Annotated in this window: 1 pseudogene; it reads right to left on the minus strand. The window is 52.4% G+C overall.

The features are described from left to right. Nucleotides 1-294, minus strand: a pseudogene (locus OCV64_RS16055) (tetracycline resistance ribosomal protection protein Tet(W)); the annotation flags it as partial.

Here is a 294-nt window from a genome sequence, read left to right on the forward strand (position 1 = left end):
TCCAGCCCGTAACGGATACCATCCCTGACAGCGTTTTGAAAACTCTGGTTCAAGTATCCCAGCGAAACCCGGCTCTCGTATTGTACACCGGAGCCAAGCGAGAGTGGTGTAACAGACAGTCCTATGGATGCCCAAAACGGGTTGGGCGGCACCTCGATATGGATGGTGTGGCTGGCTGCTTTGAGCGGCCGCTCCATATAAATGACGGAGGGTTCCTTTACCACTGTTTCAAGCTTGTATTTTTCCGACAGCAAAGCGGAAACAACCTCCAACTGCACCCGGCCCAAAAAAGAA

The organism is Muriventricola aceti (genome assembly GCF_025567565.1).
Classification (GTDB): domain Bacteria; phylum Bacillota; class Clostridia; order Oscillospirales; family Oscillospiraceae; genus Lawsonibacter; species Lawsonibacter aceti.